Raw genomic sequence first — 18,783 nt, forward strand, 5'->3', positions numbered from 1 at the left:
GAGCTGTTCACTGCGCCAGTCACTGGCGTGGGGCGCCGCGTCATCCATAACGCGCACTCTAGCTTCAGCTTTCTCGCACGCGCGGCTTGAATAGTAAGATAATAGGATTTACTAATCGAGGGAGCACCGTGAAGATCGCGCGCATCGAAACATTCTTGGTACCGCCACGATGGCTGTTCGTGCGCATCGAGACCGACAACGGCATTGTCGGCTGGGGCGAACCCGTTGTTGAAGGCCAAGCCGACATCGTGCGCGCTGCCGTCGAACAGCACGCCGAGTACCTCGTGGGGCTCGACGCCACCCGCATCGAAGACCACTGGCAAGTACTCACCCGCGGCGGGTTTTACCGCGGCGGCCCTGTAGCCTCGAGCGCCATCGCCGGAATCGACCAGGCGCTCTGGGACATCGCAGGCAAGGCTCGCGGCGTTCCCGTTCACGACCTCCTCGGCGGCGCCGTGCGCGATCGCATCCGCATGTATGGCTGGGTTGGCGGCGATGACCCGTCCGAACTGCGCGACAACATTGCCCAACAAGTGAGCTCTGGCCTCACCGCCGTCAAGATGAACGGCAGCGGACGGATGAAGCCCATCGGCACCGTCAGCGCCATCAACGAAGTTGTCGAACGAGCCGCCCTCGCCCGCGAAGTTCTTGGCCCCGACCGAGACATGGCCATCGACTTTCACGGACGGATGACCGTGGCCAACTCGCGCCGCGTGCTCCCCCTGCTCGAGCCCTACGCTCCCCTCTTCGTTGAAGAACCCGTCGTGCCCGAAAAGTCGCACCTACTTGACGGCATTGTCGCCTCAACCTCGATCCCCATCTCCACCGGCGAGCGCCTCTTCTCCCGCAATGAGTTTCTCGGGCCGCTTCAGGCGGGTGTCGCGGTCGTGCAACCCGACCTCTCCCACGCCGGCGGAATCTCCGAAGTGCGCCGCATCGCCGCCCTCGCCGATATGTTCGACGCTCAGCTCGCGCCGCACTGTCCCCTCGGGCCCATTGCCTTGGCGTCGAGTTTGCAAGTCGGGTTCAACACACCGAACTTTCTTATTCAGGAACAGAGCATCGGCATCCACTACAACGTCGGATCAGACGTGCTCGAATACCTCATGGATACGAGCGTTTTCGACTTCACGAGTGGGTACATCGAGCGGCTCACCAAGCCGGGGCTCGGCATCGACATTGACGAAGCCGCGGTGCGCGCTGCCGACAAGATCGGGCACCAGTGGCGCTCCCCCGTGTGGCGTCACGACGATGGCGCCCTTGCTGAGTGGTAGCCCGCTAGCGCTAGGCGCCGAGTGTTGTCGTCATTCCCCCGTCAACGAGCAGCGATGCACCGGTGATGTATGAGGCGCCATCCCCGGCCAAGAACTGGATGACCGAGGCAACTTCTTCGGGTGTGCCCAGTCTCTGCAATGTCGCCTGTCGGGCCGCAAGCTCAAGTTCTGCGGCGCCCTGGTGATCCCATTGGCGCGTCTGGATTGAGCCAGGAAGAACAACATTCACGCGAACGTGTGGTGCGTAGTCGACAGAGAGCTGGCGGGTTAACGAAATCAGACCGCCCTTGGCTGCGGCGTAGGCCGGCTGTTCAGTCCACGCCAGCACACCGTGAACACTCGAGACGTTGACCATGTTTCCGTGCGCTGCGGTGAGAGTGTCGTGGAAGGTGTGCATTGCGCGATAAACGGATGAGAGGGTCACTGAGAGCTGTTTGCTCCAGTTGTCTTCAGACTGTTCGTGCGCGACGCCTGCTACGTCAAAGAAGGCGTTATTCACAATGACCGTCGGCAGGCGAGCAGCGCAACGAAGCTCACGCGAAAGCGCCTGCCAAGCTGCGGGATCGGAGACGTCTAGGAAATTTCCCGTCGCTGATCCACCGGCGGCACGAATCTCCTCAGCAATCGCGACCGCGGCAGCCGTATCAATGTCAGAGACAACGACATCGTCGCCGGCAGCGGCAAACATTCTGGCGCAGGCTGCACCGATGCCGTGCCCTGCTCCGGTGATCAGAACCGTACGCATCGTGTCGCCTTCGTCGCCCATTAGAGTGCTCGCTTGCGGTTCTTGACGAGGGCGGCGCCGTCAGCATCTGTGCTCACAATGGCTTCAGAATCGCGAGCAGACTGACTCATCAACGTTGTCATCGCTAGGTGCGCAGCGTCGGCATCCTGAGCGACAATGGCGTCAACCACGGCGCGATGCGAATCCAAGAACTGGGTGGTCGTTTCGCGTTCGAACGCGATCTGATTGCGGGCCTGCAACGCTGGTTCAAGCACCACTTCAAAACGAGCCAACAGTTCATTGCCGGATGCCGCAAGCACCGCTCGATGGAATGCCAAGTCGGCCGCCGCGTGAGATTCAGCCTCGCTGCTCACGAACGTCGCAGCGAGGGCGTTCATCGCCTCCTCGATCGCGACACACTGTTGCTCGGTGCGTCTCACTGCCGCCAGCTTCGCGGCAGCTGGTTCGAGTACGTGACGAACTTCGCTCAGCTCAAGGACAAGGAGAGAATCGGGAACGCCTTCAGATCGCCAGGCCATGACGTCACCGTCAAGCAACTGCCACCGCGCCCGCTCGGTGACGTAGGTGCCCAAGCGCGGACGCGCATCCACAAGTCCTTTAGTCGTGAGTACCTTGATGGCTTCCCTCATGACCGTGCGGCTCACCTGAAATTCGGTGAGCACTGCATCCTGATCGAGAATGTCGCCAGGCACCAAGTCGCCACGCATAATGCGGCGCCCGAGCACGTCAACAACGTGCCCGTGCAGGCCGCGTCGGGAGAAAGTAGTCATCCCCGCGATAATACTGCCCCGCTCGCGTTCGCGCGGTCGAGTGACGCGCTACGGCGCGACAGTGCCCCGGGCAGGGTAGTCATTCTCCGTGACGTACTCGAGCCCATGGATGAGCGCTTTCACGGGCATCCGCCCGAAGGGCATGCTGGAGACGGTGCTCCAGAACACGGTGCCATCGGCGTCAAGAATGTACATACCGGGTTCACTAAAGAAATCGGGCTCGCCCTTCTTGAAGCCGCTGGACACGAAGAGACCCCACTCGCGTGCGTGTGCGTCAGTCAGGCCGTGGGCGATCGGCAGACGGGTGAGCTCCCAATCATCAAGGGAAATGGTGGCGCGTTTGAGGGTGTCCATGCTGGCGGCCACGATGCGTCCCACACCGGCTGCCCGCAGCTCGTCCATGTTCTCGTCGAGCTCACGCAATTGCTTGCGGCACACCGGGCAGTGCAAGCCACGGTAGAAAACGATGAGCGTGAACCGGCCATCCGCACCGGTGCCGAGCGCGAGATCGTCGGTGCTTCCCCCACGCGCCAGCGGCAGGGAGAGGGCAGGAGGTTGGGTGCGCGGCAGGATGCTCATGGTGGAGAGAACACCATACGAGCGAACAATCATTCCGCTCAGACGAAACTGTCAGCTAGCGGGAACTCGCTGAGAACGTCGCGCGCTATACCCGGCTCGGCTACGCGACGTCGTGGTCGTGCAGCGCTGAGGTCACGGTAGTTCCGTTGAGTTCGAGATACAGCTGCCCCTCGGTCACCGAGAGAGTGACAGCATTTCGTCGCTCGAGCGCGGTCACAGTTTCTTCAATGAAACCTGGGTCGAAGCTGCGAAATACGATTGCTGTCGCGTTGTGAATCTTTTTGCCCGCCCACGGGGCGGCTACCTTCACAGGATCGCGGTGCGTATAGATCGCCACCCGGTCGGCCAACTTGCTGCCATAGTGAAGCCTGGCCGCATCTGGCGCCCCCACTTCAATCCACGCAGTAATTGTTCCCGTGAGATCACGCACGAGAACGGCGGGCTCGTCGGTCGACGACACCCCCTCGCTGAAGACGATGCCTTCCTCGTACTCGAGGCAGTACGCCAGGAGTCGGGTCACCATATAGAGGTCGGTTTCAGAGGGATGACGCGCGACCCGCAGAGTGAAATCTTCGTAGACGCCGCGATCGACATCCGCTAATTGCACCGTGAAGGTGTGGATCGTTGAGCCAGCTGCCATAGCGACTGAGCCTAGCCGCTTGACGCTGCGTGAAAAGTCATACAGCCGCGTCATCGACCCGCGATGTCCCGCTGCGTGCTCGTGGAGCCGGGGTCGCGACCGTTCGCTCTGCGCAATGTGAGAAGCCGCTAGGCTCGGTACCGCCAATTCACCAGTAAAGGAAACCCTGTGACGACTGAGATTCCCCAGCCGCCCAAACCTCGTCGCACGAGCGAGATCACTCTCCCCATGTGGGCAGTCGTTACTGGCGGCATCGCTCTAGTGGTTCTCTTGGTCACCGTCGTCGTCCTCTCCAGCATCGCGCTCATTGGCCTCGGCGTACAGCAGGATCTGGCCAGTCGGGGTGCTGAAACCGACACTTCGAACGCTAGCGAGCAGCCCTCAGCCGTCGCGACTGAGAGCGCTGATGCACCAGACTCGACCACTATTGCGGAAGCTGTGAGCTACTCCGGCCAAGGCAATCAGATTCTCCCGGTTGAGCTCCCTGACGGTCCCGGCGCGTTGACGGCAGCTGAATTTGTCACTTCTGGGGGCGACAAGTTTGAGGTCACCGAACTCGACTCGAACTTGGAGCAGATCGGAAACAGCTTGATGTACCAGACCGAAGATTACACAGGCACCGTGCTCCTCAATACGTGGTCCTCTTCGGGCGCGACTGCCTACCTCGACATCAAAACTTCTGGCTCGTGGACAATCAATCTCAATCCCGCGTCAGCCATTCCCGTCATCAATTGGCCTTTTGACATTTCGGGATCAACAGACGCCGTCTATGTCTACAACGGGCCGGCCGGTGTTGTGCAGGCTGACTTCACCGGAAAATCAAACTCGATCGTTTCGAGCTTCCCTCCTGAAGGGGGAATCTGGGAGTCGTTGGTCAACGAGATCGGCTCGTACTCCGGGCCGATTCGGTGGACCGATGGTCCGTCAATAATCGAAGTAACTGGCGACGGCCCCTGGACATTGGTCTCCCAGTAGCCGACGACTGAGGATCAGCTCGCGCGCGGTCAGCGCGAAACGACGACAGCGTCGGCGCGGTCCCGCGTAGCGCGGACAAGAACCGCGTTGGGTTCGTCGACCTCTGCGGCCCAACGAGCGGCATCCACCGCCGATCGCCCATAGCGACGGTGCCGCTCGATGAGCCTGTCGCGGCGAACATCGTCGTCGATTTCCAGGTACCACACCTCATCGAGTAGCGGGCGGATCACTTGCCAGCCACCGCGATCATGGAGCAGGTAGTTGCCCTCCGTAACGATTACGGCGTCGTCACCGCGCAGGGCAATCGCCCCCGCAATGCCCTCATCGATCTCTCGATCGAAGCGAGGTGCAACGACATCCTGACCATCCCGTAATCGCCGGAGCGCTGAGGCAAACCCGGCAGCGTCAAAAGTCTCAGGGGCGCCTTTCCGCTGGCGAAGCCCCAGACGGTCGAGATACTCATTCGCAAAGTGGTAGCCGTCCATCGGTAACACCGGAGCGGTAATCAATTCAGCGAGCGTCGACTTTCCGGCTCCGGGAGGGCCAACAACGCCAAGAAGGTAGGGACGAGCTGCGCCCTGGACTCCCAGGACGGCGATACGCTCAACTGCCTCGTCAACCGTGTAAGTCTTCACGTGGTCCCTTCGCCTGACCGAAAATGCGGTCGCTCTTAACGCAAGAAAACCCCTGAATAATCAAGGGTTTTCTTCGCAGAGCGGAGACGGAGAGATTTGAACTCTCGGTACCCTTACGGGTACTCCACCTTAGCAGGGTGGTGCACTAGGCCGGACTATGCGACGTCTCCAGACGTACTCAGCAATCATAACGGGTCATGAGCTGTACGACGAACCGAACCAGGAATTGGCCGGTTTAGTAGTAGTTAGTGACCGAGCAGCTGTAGGTCGCGGCGTTCTGGCCGCGCACATCGAGCACTTCCAAATCTTCGTCAACGGGGGCCGCAGTTGAGCCTTCCGTAGCCTCGGGAGTTGGCTCAGCAACTGGTGCGTTCGGGTCAGCTTCTGCGCCTTGACCATCGGTCTCGTCCGCAAGCTCGAAGGGCTGGTCTGCGGCGACCAAGGCCATCATCTTGTCGCCCTGATACTCGTTGGGCTGCACCTTGCCAGAATAGACACCAGTTCCACCGGTTCCCCCGGGGTACTGCACGAACTGAATTCGATCCAAGGGGATGTCTTTCAACGCTAGGGCGATCGACACCATTGTGGGGATGTCGGCAAGACCCTTCGAGAGCTGCATGTTGGCGATCGCAGCATCCGCAAGGTTGTAGAGCTTCTTGTAGTCGGTGAGGGTGTCGGAGCTCTTGAGCGTGCGAACCATCGATGAGAGGTACACCTGCTGCGAGCTGATGCGGGTCAGGTCGCTACCGTCGCCGACACCATGACGGGAGCGAAGGAATGCGAGTGCCGTACCACCCTTGAGGTTGTAGGTGCCTGCCTCAGGAAGGTTGATGCCGGTGAAGTCATCGATGAGGGGGCCGTTGACGCAAACATCGACGCCGCCGATGGCATTCGTCATCTGGATGACGCCATCGAAAGTGATGACTCCTGCGAACTGGATGTCGAGCCCAGTGAACTCAGAGAGCGTAAGAACTACACAGGGCAGCCCGCCGTAGGACATCGCGGTGTTGAGCGCTTCCGTGGAGTATGGCTTGTTGTAGTCGCCGTCGCTGCTCGGGCACTCAGGAATACCCATAACCATGTCGCGGGGAAAGCTAATGGCGACAGCGGACTGACGATCAGCGGCGACGTGCAAGATCATGTTGACGTCGTTGAGCTCGCCAGCGGCGTCTTCAGTTGTTCCGCCGATGCCGCCCTGGCCGGCGCGGGTGTCGCTGCCGGCAATGAGAATGTTGAATCCACCCTCATAGCTGCCGATCTGAGGCGGCGGACCATCGGTCTCGCCCACGAGAGTGACGGTGTCTCGTTGGCCGTAGATGCTGTTGAAGGCGACGGCGCCAACAGCGCCACCGCTCACCATGAGAACGGCGAGTGTTGCCGCAACGACTTTTGCGATCGAACCCCACGGGCCGGGCTTCTTCAGCCTTCCGTGGCGCGCCAAACCTTGCACCTTGGGTGCCTCGTTCGAGCTAGTGCGAGCGACAGAGCGCGAACGCAGCTCTGAGCGTGGACGAAGTTCACTCATCGCACGCCCCCTTTCAATCCCCAAATACAACTAATGACAAGCAGATTCGCCAATCTTACAGTTCTCGCCCCTAAGAACCTGAGAAAAGCCACAAGTGTTGGCGTGAGCGTGCTATCGCGAGCATTCGGGAAGAACCGAAACTCGAACGATCAAGTGCGGAGGGCGTGGGATTCGAACCCACGAGACATTTCTGCCCACCAGTTTTCAAGACTGGCTCCATCGGCCGCTCGGACAGCCCTCCCTGCATAAGCAGACCGCCAGTCTAGCGGATTCAGAGTGGGTACTCCTGCGGGGCCCAACGCTGCCTTCGCCACGCAACACGGTGGCCTACGGCAGCATTCGCAGTGCCGCCCACACCTCAAGTCGCCCCTCGAACGATTCAAGGTCAAGGCTCAGGATGCTCGCAGCCTGATCGACGCGCGACCGCACCGTGTGCCGGTGCACGCCAAGACTCACCGCAGTGGCACCCCACGAGCAATCGTGGGCGAACCATGAGCGCAGCGTCTGCACAAGAGCTGCCGAATGCTCGGCATCGAAATGGGTGAGCGGCGTGAGCACTCGGTGTGCCACCTGCTCTGCACCCGCCGAGTGCAGAACCCCGAGCATCCCGGTGTCGGCAATGTTGCCGAACTCGATGAGTTTCGCACCGCCAGCGGCAGCGTGAAGCGCGTGGGATGCCTGCTCTAACGCGCCGTCAAGAGTCGCGTAGTCTGCGGCAACGGCGCTTCCGGCGCTGAGCTTGTGGTCGGCAACAAGTTGCGTGATTAGTTCGAGGTCTGATGCCTGCCCGACAATCACCACGATCGTGTTGTCACGCTCCGCAAAGAAGACCCGACCTTCCCCATCGAGCGCTAACGCTTCGAGGGCGTCGAGCACAAAGTGGCTGTGCACTTGACGAGCGATGCTAACAACAGTGAGTGGTTCGGCCGGAAGGGCTCCCCACACCTCAACGGCGGTTGCCCTCGCGGCCGACACGTTGCCCGCGAGCAGCAGCTCGAGCAGCGCAGACCGCAACTGACCTCGCGTGGTGTCGAGTTCGCGGTTTTGTTCGAGCGCGAGAGTCGCCAACGCGATCACGCTCGTGACGAGCTCGTTCTCGGCACGGTCAAGCGGGACTCCACGCCCCAAAGCCAAGGCCCCCCGCAACTCTCCACTGTGACCGAGGGTCTGGATCGTTACTTGTCCCGACGGGAGAGTGAGGCTGGTGGATGAACGGCGCCCCTTGCGCAGGGCCTGCGCAACTTCGTCCCGCACCGGTGCAGCAAATCTGTCATCGGAGAGCCGCTGCGACGGCACAAGCAGCGGCGCCCCTGTCGCGTCGAAGAGCCCGACCCAGCAGGAAAGCTGGCGTTCGAGTTCGACCAGTGTCGACCGCAGTCCGGTCGGCCGGAGCGCGGCACGAGAGATCGCTTTGTGGGCAGAGATCGACCATTCCATGCGTCGATTGCGTTCGGCGGCAATCTGGTCAGCGACTTCACGAATGACGGCAATGAATGGCACTCGGTCGGGAACATCGATAAGCGGGAGACCGGCAATTTCACAGGCCTCGGCGAGCCCCGGCGGCATGCCCTGATGCAGAAAGTGGGTTGCGAAGCCGAGCCCGACGACGCCTGCGGTGACGAGGCGCGCCACATAAGCGTCGTAGTCGTAGAGCTCGGCGGCCGCGTCGAATCCGAACTGCGCGCCGTCAGTGAGCAGCACATTTCCGCTGCTGAGAAAGGGAGTGGGGTCGGCTAGGTCAGAGCTGTGCACCCAACTGATCGGAGCCTTCAGACGATCACGGTGCTGCGGATGCTCGTTCGTACCTTCGTTGCCCACCACGCTGAGACGCAGTTTTTGCCGACCAAGCAGCCACGCAATAGTGGGGAGCATCCGAATCTGTCCTTCCCGAACCGACAGCTCACCTTATGTCGAGAGTGTCGCCAATAACTATACATAGTGGCAGCATCCAGAGAGGGCCCCGAGGGCGATAGTAGAACTATCAGTTTCAGCCACGAAAGGTGCCCCATGAACTCCGCGCCCGCATCCCCCCAGCACAGCAACTCCGACACCGTCGCGCTCGACCGCGCCCACGTCTTTCATTCCTGGTCAGCCCAGGGCGCACTCAAGCCGATGGTGCTCGAAGGTGGCCTCGGCAGCATGGTCTGGGACGACGAAGGTAACGAATACCTCGACTTTTCCAGTCAGCTCGTCAACATCAATATTGGGCACCAGCATCCCGCAGTGATCGCCGGCATCAAGGCACAGGCCGACCTCATGGCGACCGTGGCCCCCGCCCACGCCATCAACATCCGCGGTGAAGCAGCCCGCAAGATCACCGATCACGCGCCCGATGGCATGAACAAGGTCTTCTTCACCAATGGTGGAGCGGATGCCAACGAAAACGCTATGCGCATGGCTCGCCTGCACACCGGCCGCGACAAGATCATCTCGCGCTACCGCTCGTACCACGGCAACACCGGATCGGCCGTTGTCGCCACCGGTGACTCGCGTCGCATCCCCAACGAATATGCCCGCGGCCACCTGCACGTCTTCGGGCCCTATGAGTACCGCTCCGAGTTCTGGGCCGACTCCCCCGAGCAAGAATCAGAACGCGCCCTGCACCACCTCGAACGCACCATTCAGGCCGAGGGCTCCGAATCGATCGCGGCAATCTTGCTCGAGACAATTCCCGGCACCGCTGGCGTACTGATGCCGCCACCCGGCTACCTGGCCGGCGTGCGCGCCCTTGCCGACAAGTACGGCATCCTCGTCATTCTGGATGAAGTTATGTGTGGTTTCGGTCGCACCGGCAACTGGTTCGCGTTTGATGCTTTCGACATCAAGCCCGACCTCATCAGCTTCGCCAAGGGAGTCAACTCCGGCTATGTTCCCGTCGGTGGCGTGATCATCTCGGACGAGATCGCCGCGACCTTCGACGAGCGCGTCTTTCCCGGTGGGCTCACCTACTCTGGCCACCCGCTCGCCGCAGCATCCATCGTTGCCTCCATCACCGCGATGGAAGACGAAGGCATCATCGAGAATGCCGCCAGGATCGGTCGCGACCACATCGCGCCCGGCCTTGCCGCTCTCGCCGCCAAGCATGACTGCATCGGCGAGGTACGAGGAAGCGGTGTGTTCTGGGCGATGGAACTCGTCGCCGACCGTAACACCCGCGAGCCACTCAGCGCGGCCGATATGGGCAAGATCAAGGGCGCGCTCGTGAAGCGTGGGCTACTGCCGTTCATCGCCGACAACCGCATCCACGTTGTGCCGCCGGCCGTTGTCACGCCAGACGAGATCGCACGCGCCATGGCGATCTACGACGAAGCTCTCAGCGAGCTCGAGAAAAACATTTAGCGCTGAACGCCGATGGGGTGCGTCTGAGCCACAAGCTCAGCCGCACCCCTTCGTTATTCGCTCTGCACCGGGAGAGGCAAGAGGCGCACTAGTTAAGCCGCTCTCCCGAGGTGTGATCGAAGAAATGGCAGAGGTTTCTCCTTACCGACAGGGTTACGCGCGAACCTTCGCTAAACGTCGAAAGCTGACTGGCTTCGACAACGCATGTGAGCACCCGCTCGTGGCTGCGCAGCGTCACTATTGCTCTCGGGCCGAGAAGCTCAATGAGGGCTATTGTCGCCGCGTTCGTCTCTGCTTCTGATGCGGCGGCGATAAGCAAATCGTCGGGCCTGATCCCCAACGTAAGTCGACCAGCGTTGTGCGAATCACCGGTCTCGAGGCGAAGGCCTTCCTCCGAAGTAAAGACTCCACGCTCTATACGCCCATTAATGAGGTTCATTTTGGGGCTGCCGACAAACTCAGCGACGAACGTAGACGCCGGTCGAGCATAAACCTCGCGAGGCGTACCCTGTTGCGCTATCTGTCCATCCCTCATCACAATAATTCGATCAGAAAGGGTCATTGCCTCTTCTTGATCATGCGTTACGTACAACGAAGTGATGCCAAGTCGGCGCTGAATCTGGAGGAGCTCCGTCCGGGTTTCGACTCGGAGCTTCGCGTCGAGATTGCTCAGAGGCTCGTCAAACAAGAAAACAGATGGTTCGCGAATAATCGCACGACCGATTGCGACCCGTTGCTGCTGCCCTCCGCTCAGATCCTTCGGCTTACGCGCGGCAAGATGAGACAGACCTAATGACTCAGCAACCTCGTCAGCGCGCTTTAGCGCTGTAGCTCGTGGAGTCTTCGTCGCCCGAAGAGGAAACGCGATGTTCTCGCGAACCGAAAGATGAGGATAAAGAGCATAGTTCTGAAATACCATCGCAATGTCGCGATCCTTGGGCTCCAGATTGGTGACCACGCGGTCACCAATCCTGATCTCACCAGAGGTAATGGATTCAAGACCTGCGAGCATCCTCAATGAGGTCGACTTTCCGCAGCCCGAGGGCCCAACCATTACTGTGAACGACCCGTCGGGCAACTCAAGATTGAGATCAGAGACGATCCGATTTGAGCCATACATTTTGTTGACATTAGTGAACGTTACGTTTGCCATATTCTTTCCAGATCCTAAGACTTGACGGCTCCACCGCTGATGCCCTGAACGAGCTTGCGTTGGATGAAGAAACTAGCGATAACAACAGGGACGACCGCGATGAGAATTGCGGCACTCATCGCCCCTAGCTGCACGCCCCGGAATGTGTTGAATCCAGAAATTGCGACTGGGAGAATCGCGGCATTTCCTGGGGCCAAGATCAAGCCGTAGAACATGTCGTTCCACGACAATGTGAACCCAAAGATCGCCGCAGCGCCGATACCAGGTAACACCTGAGGAACAACAACCAGGATGAAAGCGCGAAAACGGCTGAACCCGTCAACCCGAGCCTGTTCCTCCAGCGAACGCGGAACCGCGTCGAAAAATCCGATGAGAAACCACGTGACCACTGGAAGGACGAAGCTGAGGTGCGCGAAAATTACCGGGATAAGCGTGTCGTTGATTCGGAGCGCATAAGCCATCGTGAGGAATGGGAACACGAGCACCGCTGGCGGAAGCACTTGAGCGGCGAGAATTCCAAACCGAGTTGCGGCACCTCCCGCTTTGTATTTCGCAATGACATACGCACCCATTCCACCGATCACAATGCTGATGCTCACCGTGATGAGACCGACGATCAAACTTCGATAGGCAGCATCCAGAATCCCAGAGGAAATGACACTCTTCCAGCTCTCAAGATTCGGCGAGAAAAAGATCAGACCGGGCTCATTCAACTCTTGCGGTGTTTTGAAGCTCGCTAGCGTGATCCACGCGAGCGGAACGAAGACGAAGATCGCCGCAAGCCATAAAAGCGCAACCCGAAGGATGGGAAGTATCTTGATGTTCCTCACGATGCTCGACCTTTCTCTACCCGACGAAACGTCAGAATTATCAATGTGAGGACCACTACGAGCACGACAAACGCCATCGAGGACGCTTCTCCCAGCCGAAAGAACTGGATACCAGTCTGATACGTGAAGTATTGAATCGTCTGCGTCTCGGTACCGGGCCCACCTCGAGTCGTCGCGAACACGTATTCGAAGACTTTCAAGGCGTCAAGCGCTCGCAAGAGAACCGCAATGACGAGGACCGGCGCCAACATTGGAAGTGTTATGCGCCTGAAGACATACCATGCAGAACCGCCATCCACTCGAGCGGCTTCCAGCGGTTGCTTGGGAATTGATTCGAGGCCTGCGAGCAAGAGAAGCACCATGAACGGCGTCCACTGCCAGGCATCAATCGCTGCCAACGTCATGAGAGCACGGCCTGGACCGAAGAAGTCATAATCGATCCCTACGCTCCGCAGCATCGCAGGAATGGCACCGATCTGATCGTTCAGCAAGAACCTAAATGTGAGGCCAACAGCGATCGGAGTAATGAACATCGGTGCCAAGAGCATTGAACGAGTGAGGTCTTTCGCCCACTTTTGTTTTTGGAGAGCAAGGGCGATCGCTAGCCCCAGCACTAGTTCAACCCCTACAGCCATAACTACATAGAGTGCTGTAGTTCCGAAGGCTTCCCAGAAATCCGAGTTGACCAGTGTCGAGACAAAGTTATCGATACCGACAAAGGCAGGTGCCCCGCGATCAGTCAGTTTGTAATCGGTGACGCTGAGGTATAGCGCGTAGGCGAGGGGGAATCCAACAATCAGAACAAGGAGCGCGACTAAGGGAGCCAGCATTCCATGTTTGAAGGCAAGGACCCTCTTCACTCCAAATTGTTGGATTCCCATCACGCTCTATCCCTGGATCTTTACGACAGCCGCTTGCGCCGCAGCAAGTGCGTCGTCCACGGACTTAGTCCCGGCCACAGCTTCGTTGAGCTCAGTTCCCACCGCCTGGATCATTTCTTCACCGTTTGCTCCTGCGCTCAATGGCGCAGCGTCTGAAAGGATCTGCTTGACCGCGTCATAGTAGTCGGACCCAAACCCGTCGGTGAGCACTCCGGGATCTTCTAGAGTGCTGGAGCGAATCGCAGCGCCACCACTAATGACGCGGTCGATATCGACGTCCTGCGACGTAACCCACGAGGTAAAAGCCCACGCGGCGTCTGAGGCTGCCGAGTTCGATGGGATTGCCCACGACCACGAGCCGAGAACTTGCTTTCCACCTGGCATGGGAGCGAGCTTAAACTTTCCAGCGAGCGAACCAGCGGCTCCCTCTGGGTCGTTGAGAGCGGGAAGGTTCCAGTTGTAACTGATCATCGATGCTGACTGGCCGCTAGAGACAGAGCGGAATGCTTCGTCAAATGCCCAGCTCAAGCTATTCGAGGGTGCAGAGTTCGAATAGACATCGATGTAGGCCTCCAGAGCGGCCTTCGCCTCCGGGGTATCGAGCGTTGGGTTTCCCTCTTCATCGTAAATCGATCCGCCGGCTGCAAATAGCCAATTCGCCCATTCCTCGAATATCTTGTATCCACGTTGAGGCTGCATTGCAATCCCAGATTTGTCGTCAGACGTCAACGCCTGTGACGTGCTCACGAGTTCGTCGAGAGTTGTTGGAACGGAAAGGGAGGCAGCAGCTAGGTCGTCAGAATTGTATAGATAACCCAGCGCGTAATTATAAAACGGAACACCGTAGGTGGTTCCATCAACCTTCGTGATGTCGACAAGAGGCGTGAAAAAGTCGTCGGCGTTGTAATCAGTAGTGGAGGCGATTCGCTCGTCAAGCGGCTCCAAGAATCCTGCGTCAGCGAAGTCGACCATCCAAGGGTTGTCGACCACGATTAGATCGTAGGTGGGGTCCGGCGCTTGGAAGGACGAGACCAACTTGTCGCGCATCTGGTCGAAGGTGAGTGACTCGATATCGACAGTGATGTCGGGATACTCAGCGTTAAAGTCGTCAACGAGGTCCATGACGATGTCAGTGTCTGGCACGTTCTCCATCAGGATGCGAACGGTACCTTGGGTGCCTTTGGGAATATCACCGAGTCCTGATGACTCGGGGCTGGCCGGCCCGCCGGTGCCAGCGCACGAAGCCGTCATGAGCGAAAGACCGCACATCACTGCTATCGTCGCGACTAATTTCGGGGTTTTTCTGCTGTGCAACATTTGCTTCTCCTATTATTTCAAAGGGACGTGCTGAACATTGAGATTGTGGAAGCTTCTGGAAGGTCAGTCCATGTAGGCACCGCCATTGATAGCGAGCGCTTCACCGGTCATGAACGCTGCATCGTCGCTGAGCAAAAACGCCACGACCTTGGCTACATCCTCTGGTTCTTCAAGACGCGCAAGTGGCGTGTCATCTACCCACATCGCTCGCACCGCTTCGGGTGAAGTCCCTCGAAGCTCTGCTTCCCACGAAAGTTCGCGAGCCTGCATCGGCGTCGCGACGTAGCCGGGGCACACAGAGTTCACTCGGATTCCGTGTTCTGCTAGTTCGAATGCCATCGCCTGTGTGAGCCCGATGACTCCAAACTTCGAAGCGACGTAATCCGAGAGATAGGGAACCTTGCCTTGCTTCCCAGCCATCGAGGCGGTGTTGACGATCGTGCCAGCCACGCCTGTACGCGCCATCGCGCGGGCGGCAGCCTGCCCGCACACAAAAACTCCCTTGAGATTAATAGCGAGAGTCTTGTCGAACTGCTCTACGGAGACTTCTAGGAACTTTTGCATAAACGAAATTCCAGCGTTGCTTACCCATGCGTCCAAGCCCAGCCGATCAGCAATGCTGTCAGCGACAGTCGCAGCGGCTATTGGGTCAGTCACATCGAGCTCAGCGGATTCGTGACGCTGATTGTGAGCGACAGCAAGCGTGCCAACGGTGGCCGCCGCTGCCTCGACGTTGATATCAGATACGACAACTTGCCATCCTCGCTCGGCAAGAACCTGAGCGATGGTTCGCCCAATTCCCGAACCCGCTCCGGTGACTACTACGGTCTTAGTGTTGCTCATGCTCGTGTTCTCCTTGCGATGGATTGCGAAATGGGGGCTATTGCGAGGCCGAGTTCTCGCCACTCGTGGTAAGCCTCGTCGTATCGCTTGATGTGCTCCTGATCTGGTACGACCGGCTCGCCACTGATGATGAATTTCGAGGTGCTACTCCAGCCATCGAGCGCTCCTACGCCGACCGCCGCGATGAGGGCGGCTCCGAGCGACGCGCCAGGATGGTCAACAATGGGAAACATCTCAACACCTAAAACCTCAGAATGGATCTGTTTCCAGAGCGTGGATTTACTTCCGCCGTTTGTGATGGACGCGCGTCCAAGAGTGAGGCCCGCTTCTTGAAAAACTTCAACGTGGTGCCTAAAGCCGAATGCGATTGCTTCGAGGACCGAGCGGTAGAGGTCAGCGCGATTGTGGCCGAGATGGAGCCCGGCAAAGGTCCCTCTCAGGTCGGGGTCATGTAGCGGACTTTTCTCGCCGAGAAAGTAGGGGAGGCAGAGAACGTCAGCGGGCGGGCGGCTTTCTGCCTCCGCGTCTAAGGTGAGCAGACTCTCACCACCAACAATTGATTGATACCAGCGAATGAGGCTGCCACTCGTAGCCATACACCCGTTGGGAAGCCAACGACCAGGAACCGGATGCGCATCGAGATAAAGACGGGGGTCCACAAGTGGTCGATCACTCGCAACAAGGATGTCGCCAGCACCGCCGAGCTTTACCAACCAGTCGCCTTCCGTTTCAACGCCGGCGGCGAATGCGGACAGCACGTGATCAGCGCCGCCGACGATGAGGGCAGTACCCGCTCGCAAACCAGTCGCAATTGCGGCGTGCGCGCTCAGCGTGCCGGCCTGGTCTCCGGAGCTCAAGATTGACGGAAGTATGTCTCGGTCGATATTGACGGCAGCCACTACCTGCTCTACTGGTTCACCATCCATAGTGAAGAGCCCTGATTCAAGCGCCCAATTTCGTTCCACATGCCGTTGAGCACCAAGCGCGATCAGCAGCCAGTCGTACGAGCCGACGATGCTTGCTGTTTGCGCCCAAAGCTCAGGTTCATGCAAGCGAAGCCATTCGATCGTTGGGGCCACTGATTGCTGCGTAAGAGCAGACCCCGTGATCGCCACGAGATCTACGTCAGCGAGCTTCTTGGCCAGTCGGTCGATTTCAGAAGTTGCTCTAGCATCGTTCTGCAAAATCGCTCGGCGAAGAGGGGCACCTTGAACGTCGATTGGCACCACGGCAGGAACCATCCCTGAGGTGGATATCGCCACGATTCTTTCGGGCGCGACACCTGAAGTGAGCAGGATTTCTCGGATGGAATCTACAACATTCGAATACCACTGCTGAGTGTCTGCCTCGGCGAAGCCTGCCCGATCTGAATGCAGAGTTGCTTCACGCGATGCCTGGGCGACAATGCCATGCTCGACGTCGAACAAGACAGTCTTTGTCCCGGTAGTCCCGATGTCTATACCGATTGTGTATTTTGTCACTCTTTACCCAAACTCGTAGTTGGTCCTGTGGAAACTGAGAGCACTTTGACCCCAAGATCGCGAGCAGCAACGAGCGTCGGATTGCCGAAGTCGCCATCTGTAACCAGCGTGTCAACCGCGGCGAGCGGGGCCACATTCATAAGTTGAACTCGGCCGAGTTTGTGCTCGTCGACCACGACAATCACTCGATCTGCTGCCCGCATTGCAGCCTTCTTTACGCTGCCCTCACCGCGGTGATATTCCGTGATACCGCGTGCCGCATCGACCCCTGCGACGCCCATTACGTAGACGTCACAGTTGTACTGAGCGAAAGTCTCTTCGGCATCGAGGCCGATCAAGCTAAGCTCTCCCGGCCTCAAGAGGCCTCCAGCGAGCAAGATTGTCGTGTCAGGCTCGTCGGCAAGCTCAAGTGCCACGAGCAAACTTGGAGTGACTATTGTCAGTCCAAGCTGTTTACCCTTGATCGCTCTTGCGACGGCCAAAACTGTGCTGCCGCTGTCGAGGATTACTGTCTCGTGGGGCTCGAGCAGGGCAACCACAGCTTCGGCGATATGCGTCTTGCCTTCAGCAGCGTCGGCAACTCTTGCCTCAAACGGCGGCTCAGAAGATTTCCCGATGACCGCGATCGCACCCCCAACCACACGGCGCACCACACCGGAAGCCTCCAATGCCTCGATATCGCGGCGAATGGTCATCTCGGACACGCCAAATTCTTCAGAGAGCGTAGCGAAGTCGATCTCGCCTTGGATCTTCACGCGCTCTTCGATTATCGCTCTGCGCTTCTTCGCTGCCATTTCTACATCAAACCACACAGGTGTCATAAATTCACACTGTTTATGTTTCGATTATGTAAATTCTATCCATAGACGGATAAACTATGTGAATATATAACAACACCGTCGTGTCCGACGAAACAACATAAGTTCTCCCTTGAAAGGCATCCAGATGACCTCCTGGCTCAGTTCCGTATTCCAAGTAGACAAACCAGTGATCGCGATGCTGCACCTCTCTGCGCTTCCTGGCGACCCCGGCTTCGACTCAGCCGCTGGTGTACGCGCCGTCGTCGAGCGAGCCAAGTCGGAGCTCGATTCACTTCAAGCGGGCGGCGTCGATGGAATCATGATTTCGAACGAGTTCAGCCTTCCGTACCTGACTTCGACCGAACCAATTACTGCAATCACCATGGCGCGAGTTATTGGCGAGTTGCTCGATGACATCACTGTTCCCTACGGAGTGAACGTGTTGTGGGATGGCCGGGCCTCCATCGACCTAGCCGTGGCAACTGGCGCGCAGTATGTTCGCGAGATCTTCACGGGCGTCTACGCAAGCGACTTCGGCCTTTGGAACACAAATATTGGCGAAGTCGCGCGTCACCGTGCCCGTGTCGGCGGCAAAGACGTGAAACTATTCTTCAATATCGTGCCCGAGTCTGCGAAGTACCTCGCGGACCGGGACTTGAAGTCAATTACCGAAACGACGGTGTTCGCCACTCTTCCTGATGCTATCTGTGTTTCAGGCCTAACCGCGGGAGCAGCAACCGATGTGCAAGCTCTCACCACAGTCAAGGCCGCCGCGGGTAAGGTCCCAGTGTTTGTCAACACCGGCGTGCGCGCTCACAACGTTGGAGAGCAGTTATCGGTAGCGGATGGCGCTATCGTGGGGACCTACTTCAAGGTAGATGGAGTGTTCGAGAATCGTGCCGACCAGTCACGCGTTGAAGAGCTCATGAGCGCAGCGCGCGAGTTTCGCGCGACCTTGAGCTGAGCCGAAGGGGTGTTGCCGAGCCAGAACTCAGC

Annotated in this window: 18 protein-coding genes and 2 tRNA genes; 4 read left to right on the forward strand and 16 right to left on the reverse strand. The window is 58.7% G+C overall.

The features are described 5' to 3' along the window. Positions 1–128: 128 nt before the first annotated feature. Positions 129–1,274, forward strand: a complete 1,146-nt coding sequence (gene dgoD / locus FFT87_RS01225; RefSeq protein ID WP_219949575.1) for a galactonate dehydratase — start codon at positions 129–131, stop codon at positions 1,272–1,274. 10 nt (positions 1,275–1,284) lie between these two features. Here dgoD and FFT87_RS01230 read toward each other — a convergent pair whose 3' ends face one another. The 4 genes from FFT87_RS01230 to FFT87_RS01245 all read right to left on the reverse strand — a co-directional run bounded on the left by FFT87_RS01230 (position 1,285) and on the right by FFT87_RS01245 (position 4,008). Further along, positions 1,285–2,019, reverse strand: coding sequence for an SDR family NAD(P)-dependent oxidoreductase (locus FFT87_RS01230; protein ID WP_255559997.1), 735 nt, complete (start codon positions 2,017–2,019; stop codon positions 1,285–1,287). A 20-nt stretch (positions 2,020–2,039) separates the two neighbouring features. Then, a complete protein-coding gene (locus FFT87_RS01235; RefSeq protein WP_219949577.1) occupies positions 2,040–2,789 on the reverse strand; it encodes a FadR/GntR family transcriptional regulator in 750 nt (249 codons plus the stop codon). A 48-nt stretch (positions 2,790–2,837) separates the two neighbouring features. Further along, positions 2,838–3,401, reverse strand: a complete 564-nt coding sequence (locus tag FFT87_RS01240; protein ID WP_255559998.1) for a redoxin domain-containing protein — start codon at positions 3,399–3,401, stop codon at positions 2,838–2,840. 67 nt (positions 3,402–3,468) lie between these two features. Further along, positions 3,469–4,008, reverse strand: a complete 540-nt coding sequence (locus FFT87_RS01245) for a YaeQ family protein (protein ID WP_219949578.1) — start codon at positions 4,006–4,008, stop codon at positions 3,469–3,471. Between the two features lie 168 nt (positions 4,009–4,176). On the opposite strand from FFT87_RS01245, the gene FFT87_RS01250 reads away from it, so the two are divergent. Continuing rightward, entirely contained in the window at positions 4,177–4,983 is an 807-nt protein-coding gene (locus tag FFT87_RS01250; protein WP_219949579.1) for a hypothetical protein, read from the forward strand. Positions 4,984–5,012: 29 nt separating this feature from the next. On the opposite strand, the gene FFT87_RS01255 is transcribed toward FFT87_RS01250, so the two are convergent. The 5 genes from FFT87_RS01255 to FFT87_RS01275 all read right to left on the reverse strand — a co-directional run bounded on the left by FFT87_RS01255 (position 5,013) and on the right by FFT87_RS01275 (position 9,015). Then, entirely contained in the window at positions 5,013–5,618 is a 606-nt protein-coding gene (locus FFT87_RS01255) for a nucleoside/nucleotide kinase family protein (RefSeq protein WP_219949580.1), read from the reverse strand. An 81-nt stretch (positions 5,619–5,699) separates the two neighbouring features. After that, positions 5,700–5,788: transfer RNA gene (locus FFT87_RS01260), tRNA-Ser, on the reverse strand. 65 nt (positions 5,789–5,853) lie between these two features. Further along, positions 5,854–7,143, reverse strand: coding sequence for an LCP family protein (locus FFT87_RS01265; RefSeq protein ID WP_219949581.1), 1,290 nt, complete (start codon positions 7,141–7,143; stop codon positions 5,854–5,856). Positions 7,144–7,299: 156 nt separating this feature from the next. Then, positions 7,300–7,384 (reverse strand) — tRNA-Ser (locus tag FFT87_RS01270). Positions 7,385–7,470: 86 nt separating this feature from the next. Continuing rightward, complete coding sequence (locus FFT87_RS01275; protein WP_219949582.1) at positions 7,471–9,015, reverse strand: PucR family transcriptional regulator; 1,545 nt, start codon at positions 9,013–9,015, stop codon at positions 7,471–7,473. Positions 9,016–9,150: 135 nt separating this feature from the next. Between FFT87_RS01275 and FFT87_RS01280 the strand changes: the two genes are divergently transcribed. Continuing rightward, entirely contained in the window at positions 9,151–10,482 is a 1,332-nt protein-coding gene (locus FFT87_RS01280) for an aspartate aminotransferase family protein (RefSeq protein ID WP_219949583.1), read from the forward strand. A gap of 88 nt (positions 10,483–10,570) precedes the next feature. Here the strand turns inward: FFT87_RS01280 and FFT87_RS01285 are convergent, their stop codons facing one another. From FFT87_RS01285 to FFT87_RS01315, 7 genes are all read right to left on the reverse strand, one after another. Then, positions 10,571–11,602 (reverse strand): ABC transporter ATP-binding protein, encoded by a 1,032-nt coding sequence (locus FFT87_RS01285; protein ID WP_255559999.1) that lies wholly within the window; start codon positions 11,600–11,602, stop codon positions 10,571–10,573. Between the two features lie 47 nt (positions 11,603–11,649). After that, positions 11,650–12,465 (reverse strand): carbohydrate ABC transporter permease, encoded by an 816-nt coding sequence (locus tag FFT87_RS01290; protein ID WP_219949585.1) that lies wholly within the window; start codon positions 12,463–12,465, stop codon positions 11,650–11,652. Next, complete coding sequence (locus FFT87_RS01295; protein ID WP_219949586.1) at positions 12,462–13,325, reverse strand: carbohydrate ABC transporter permease; 864 nt, start codon at positions 13,323–13,325, stop codon at positions 12,462–12,464. Before FFT87_RS01295 ends, FFT87_RS01290 begins: the two co-directional genes overlap by 4 nt. A gap of 27 nt (positions 13,326–13,352) precedes the next feature. Then, positions 13,353–14,597, reverse strand: a complete 1,245-nt coding sequence (locus FFT87_RS01300) for an ABC transporter substrate-binding protein (protein ID WP_219949587.1) — start codon at positions 14,595–14,597, stop codon at positions 13,353–13,355. A gap of 129 nt (positions 14,598–14,726) precedes the next feature. Continuing rightward, on the reverse strand, positions 14,727–15,506 hold the full coding sequence (locus tag FFT87_RS01305; protein WP_219949588.1) for an SDR family NAD(P)-dependent oxidoreductase: 780 nt from the start codon (positions 15,504–15,506) through the stop codon (positions 14,727–14,729). Next, complete coding sequence (locus tag FFT87_RS01310) at positions 15,503–16,987, reverse strand: FGGY-family carbohydrate kinase (RefSeq protein ID WP_219949589.1); 1,485 nt, start codon at positions 16,985–16,987, stop codon at positions 15,503–15,505. The genes FFT87_RS01305 and FFT87_RS01310 overlap by 4 nt, the downstream gene beginning before the upstream one ends. Further along, positions 16,984–17,808 carry a DeoR/GlpR family DNA-binding transcription regulator gene (locus FFT87_RS01315; RefSeq protein ID WP_219949590.1) on the reverse strand — a complete coding sequence of 275 codons (825 nt, stop codon included), beginning with the start codon at positions 17,806–17,808 and terminating at the stop codon, positions 16,984–16,986. Before FFT87_RS01315 ends, FFT87_RS01310 begins: the two co-directional genes overlap by 4 nt. Positions 17,809–17,932: 124 nt before the next feature. Here FFT87_RS01315 and FFT87_RS01320 point away from each other — a divergent pair, with 124 nt between their 5' ends. After that, positions 17,933–18,751: a BtpA/SgcQ family protein gene (locus tag FFT87_RS01320; protein WP_219949591.1), complete on the forward strand. Its 819-nt coding sequence runs from the start codon at positions 17,933–17,935 to the stop codon at positions 18,749–18,751. The last annotated feature ends 32 nt before the right edge of the window (positions 18,752–18,783 follow it).

The sequence above is a fragment of the Salinibacterium sp. M195 genome, from assembly GCF_019443965.1.
GTDB lineage: Bacteria > Actinomycetota > Actinomycetes > Actinomycetales > Microbacteriaceae > Rhodoglobus.